General features: G+C 71.7%; 5 protein-coding genes. 3 read left to right on the forward strand and 2 right to left on the reverse strand.

The genetic code is table 11. The features are described 5' to 3' along the window. From ACLEQD_RS39705 to bla, 3 genes are all read left to right on the forward strand, one after another. A partial coding sequence (locus tag ACLEQD_RS39705) for an adenylate/guanylate cyclase domain-containing protein (protein WP_410391118.1) occupies window positions 1-792 on the forward strand: 792 nt, incomplete at its 5' end. Then, the gene (locus ACLEQD_RS39710; RefSeq protein WP_410391119.1) at window positions 758-1,387 is read left to right on the forward strand and encodes a hypothetical protein; all 630 of its coding nucleotides are present in this window, start codon (window positions 758-760) and stop codon (window positions 1,385-1,387) included. The genes ACLEQD_RS39705 and ACLEQD_RS39710, both read left to right, overlap by 35 nt. Before the next feature lie 136 nt (window positions 1,388-1,523). Next, window positions 1,524-2,291, forward strand: coding sequence for a subclass B1 metallo-beta-lactamase (gene bla / locus ACLEQD_RS39715; RefSeq protein WP_410391121.1), 768 nt, complete (start codon window positions 1,524-1,526; stop codon window positions 2,289-2,291). A gap of 11 nt (window positions 2,292-2,302) precedes the next feature. Here the strand turns inward: bla and ACLEQD_RS39720 are convergent, their stop codons facing one another. Continuing rightward, a complete protein-coding gene (locus ACLEQD_RS39720) occupies window positions 2,303-2,707 on the reverse strand; it encodes a hypothetical protein (RefSeq protein WP_410391123.1) in 405 nt (134 codons plus the stop codon). Window positions 2,708-2,783: 76 nt separating this feature from the next. Further along, window positions 2,784-3,366, reverse strand: a 583-nt coding sequence (locus ACLEQD_RS39725; RefSeq protein ID WP_410391124.1) for a CHAP domain-containing protein, incomplete at its 5' end; no start/stop codon positions are given.

Raw genomic sequence — 3,366 nt, forward strand, 5'->3', positions numbered from 1 at the left:
CAGCGCACGGGCACGGCGGCGTTCGGCACGGCGGGCCGGGTGACGGGCGGCGGGATGCCCGCGGTGACGGGCGGCGCGGCGGTGACGAAGGCGCAGAACGTGACGGTGATGCTCACCGACATCCAGGGCTTCACCGACCGCATGAGCCGGCAGACGCACGAGGAGAACGCGCGCATGCTGGACACGCACGACCGGCTACTGATGCCGCTGGTGCGCGAGCATGACGGGAAGCTGGTGCAGAAGCGCGGCGACGCGCTGCTCGCGGTCTTCCGGGCCCCCTCCTCCTCCATCCGCTGCGGCATGGCGATGCAGGAGGCGCTGTGGCGCTTCAACCAGACGGTGCCGCTGGAGCACCAGCTCCACATCCGCGTGTGCCTGCACGCGGGCGAGGTGCTGGTGACGAACGACGCGGTGCTCGGCGAGCCGATGGAGGTGGTGAAGGCGGTGGAGCACGTGGCCGCCGCGGACGAGGTGACCTTCACCGAGGCCGTGAACATGGTGCGCAACCGCGCCGAGGCCCCCGCCGAGCCCTGCGGCACCATCCCCCTGCCCGGCCGCAATGAGAAGGTGCAGCTGTACCGGGTGACGCGCTCGGTGGAGGGCTCACCGTTCGGCGCGACGCTGGGCCTCCCCGACTCCGGGACGAAGCCGTCGCCCCTGGACGGTCTGCGCACGAAGGCGCGCGAGGGCATGGCCTTCCTGCGTCAGCGGCCGCGCGTGCAGGCCGGCGTCGCCGCGGGAGCGCCTGGCGCTGCTGGTGGCGGGCGCCGCCTGGACGGTGCACGCGAATGATCCGCGGGTGCAGGCGCGCTGGCTGCTGGACGACGACCAGCCCAAGGAGGCGCTCCAGCGGCTGGAGGCGCCGGATGTGCCGGATGACGCGGAAACGACGCGGCTGCGCGCGGTGGTGAAGCACGCACTGAACAGGCACAACGAGGAGCACGGCCTCATCCTGGGCCTCGACGAGGAAGGCCGGAAGTCGCCGGAGCCGCGGCTCCTGGACGGGCTGGCCGAGGACTTCGGCAACAACGAGAAGGACCTCTCCGCGCGCCGGGCCCTGGAGGCGCTGCCTGCCGACACGGTGCGCTCCCATCTCGAGTCCCTGGCCCGGGGAGAGCCCTCGACGAAGCAGTGGGGCGCGCTGCGCTACCTGGACGTGACGAAGGACACCTCGGGCCTGGACCTGGTGGCGCTCTACTCCGCGTCGTTGGAGTCCAGCGAATGCAGCGTGCGCACGAAGGCCGCGGGGCAGCTCGCATCGCTGGGCAACCCCGCCGCCCTGCCCGCCCTCACGCGCGCGGCGGAGAACCCTCCAGGCGGCAAGGCCTGTAGCCCCCAGACGTTCGCCCGGATCATCGAAGAGCTGAAGAAGAAGTCCACGCCGTAGCGTGGCTCCCCGGACGCGGGTGCGGCACGGAGGCCGCGCGCTCGCAGGGGACTCGGGCTGGAGCGCGGCGGTTCCGCTGTGCATCCATCTTGCAGTCGCGGCGGGCCTCTCGATGCGTTCCCCCTCCTGGAGCCCCATGAAGCCACTGCGCCGCGTCACCCTGCTCGCCTTCCTCGCCTGTGCCGCCACCGCCTCCGCGGCGCCGCCTCCCAAGACAGCCAAGGCGGCCTCCGCGAAGCAGGAGGAGGTCGTGCTCGCGAAGGACGTGCGTGTGCGCCGCATCGCCCCGGGCGTGTGGATTCACGTCACGAAGGCGGGCAAGGACTGGGGCGGCACCCCCGCGAACGGGCTCCTCGTGGAGGACGGTGACGCGTCCATCCTCGTCGACACAGGCTGGACGCCGGAGCACTCCAAGGTGCTGCTCGCCTGGGCGAAGGACACGCTCCACCACCCGGTGCGCGCCGCGCTGGTGACGCACTTCCACATCGACCGGACCGGCGGCATCCCCACGCTCGACGCCCAGGGCATCCCCGTCCACGCGCGCGAGGACACGGCCCGCCGAGCAAAGGCGGAGGGCAACCCCGTTCCCCAGCAGCGGCTGAGCGATGCGCAGGACTTCGGCCCGCTGTCGGTGTTCTTCCCCGGCGCCGGCCACACGCCCGACAACCTCGTCGTCATGCACCCGGCCTCCGGCATCCTCTACGGCGGCTGCTTCATCAAGGACGCCAGCGCGAAGACCCTGGGCAACCTGGAGGACGCGGACGTCGCCGCCTGGCCCGCGAGCCTGAAGCGCGAGCGCGAGCACTTCCCCGACGCCCGCATCATCGTGCCCGGCCACGAGCAGCCCGGTGGGACGCAGCTGCTGGACCACACCGAGGCCCTGCTGAAGAAGGCCTCGCGCTAGCAGCGAGCGCCTCAGTCGTCCCGGTGCGCGTGGCCCTTCTTCTTGCCACGCCCCGGGCCGTCCCAGTCGTCGTCCCAGTGGCCGCCCTTGTCCTTCACCTTGTCGTTCACCTTGATGAGGTTGCGCGAGTACGCGTCGTAGTCCAGGTGCAGGTGCCCCTTCTCGCCCCGGCCATCCACGCGGAACTTCACCTTCCACACGTCGTTGCCGGTGAGGTGCGCCTCCTTCAACTCGCAGCGGTAGCCGCGAGCGCGGCACTGGTCGAACCCGCGCCGCACGGCCTCGTCGTAGCCCATCGCCACCGGACGTGACGGGGGCGGCCTCGGAGGCGGACGCGGAGGACGCGAGGGACGCGTCTCCGCCACGATGCAGCCGGACGACAGCAACAGGCATCCCAGGAGCAGGGGCAATCTCATGCGCGGGATGACGCCACACCCGCGCCTGGATTCAAACGCGCTCGCGGTGCGAGCCCAGGTTGCGACTGCCGTGAGACTACAAACCTCCAGGTGAAGCGAACGCGACGAACAGCTCGCCCGCGAGGTACGCGCGCATCCCCTTGCTCGCCGGTCGGATGAAATCGTTGAGCAGCGCACCGGAGTTGAGCCGGTGCACCGTGGGGAGCGCCAGGTTCATGCGGCTGCGCGCCACGCCCTTGCCGCCCCGGTGGATGAACGTCACGGTGCCGTCCGGCGCCACCGCCTCCACGACCGCGATGTGCGTCATGCCGTCGTTGCGCTTGCCGTCGCGGTTGCGGTCGTACGTCTCCTTGAAGAACGCCAGGTCGCCCGGACGCGGGTTCAGCCGGTGCACCGCGCCCGCCGCCTGCGCGCGCCGGAAGATGCCCGTCACCGCGTTCTCGCCCGCGAGGAAGCCGTGCGCCACCAGGTCGATGCCGGCTTGGAGATAGGCCAGCCGCACCAGCCCCGAACAGTCATTGGGCACCGAGCGGTCCAACCGCCGCGCGCCCACCAACTGCGCCGCGCGCGCCACGATGCCGCGCGCCTGCTTCGACGGCGGCGGCAGCAGTTCGTCCCAGAAGCCGCCCGGCCCTGCGAGGGCCCGGTGAAGAGCGCCG

Origin of the sequence: Corallococcus sp. 4LFB, assembly GCF_046520365.1 — a bacterium.
GTDB lineage: Bacteria > Myxococcota > Myxococcia > Myxococcales > Myxococcaceae > Corallococcus > Corallococcus caeni.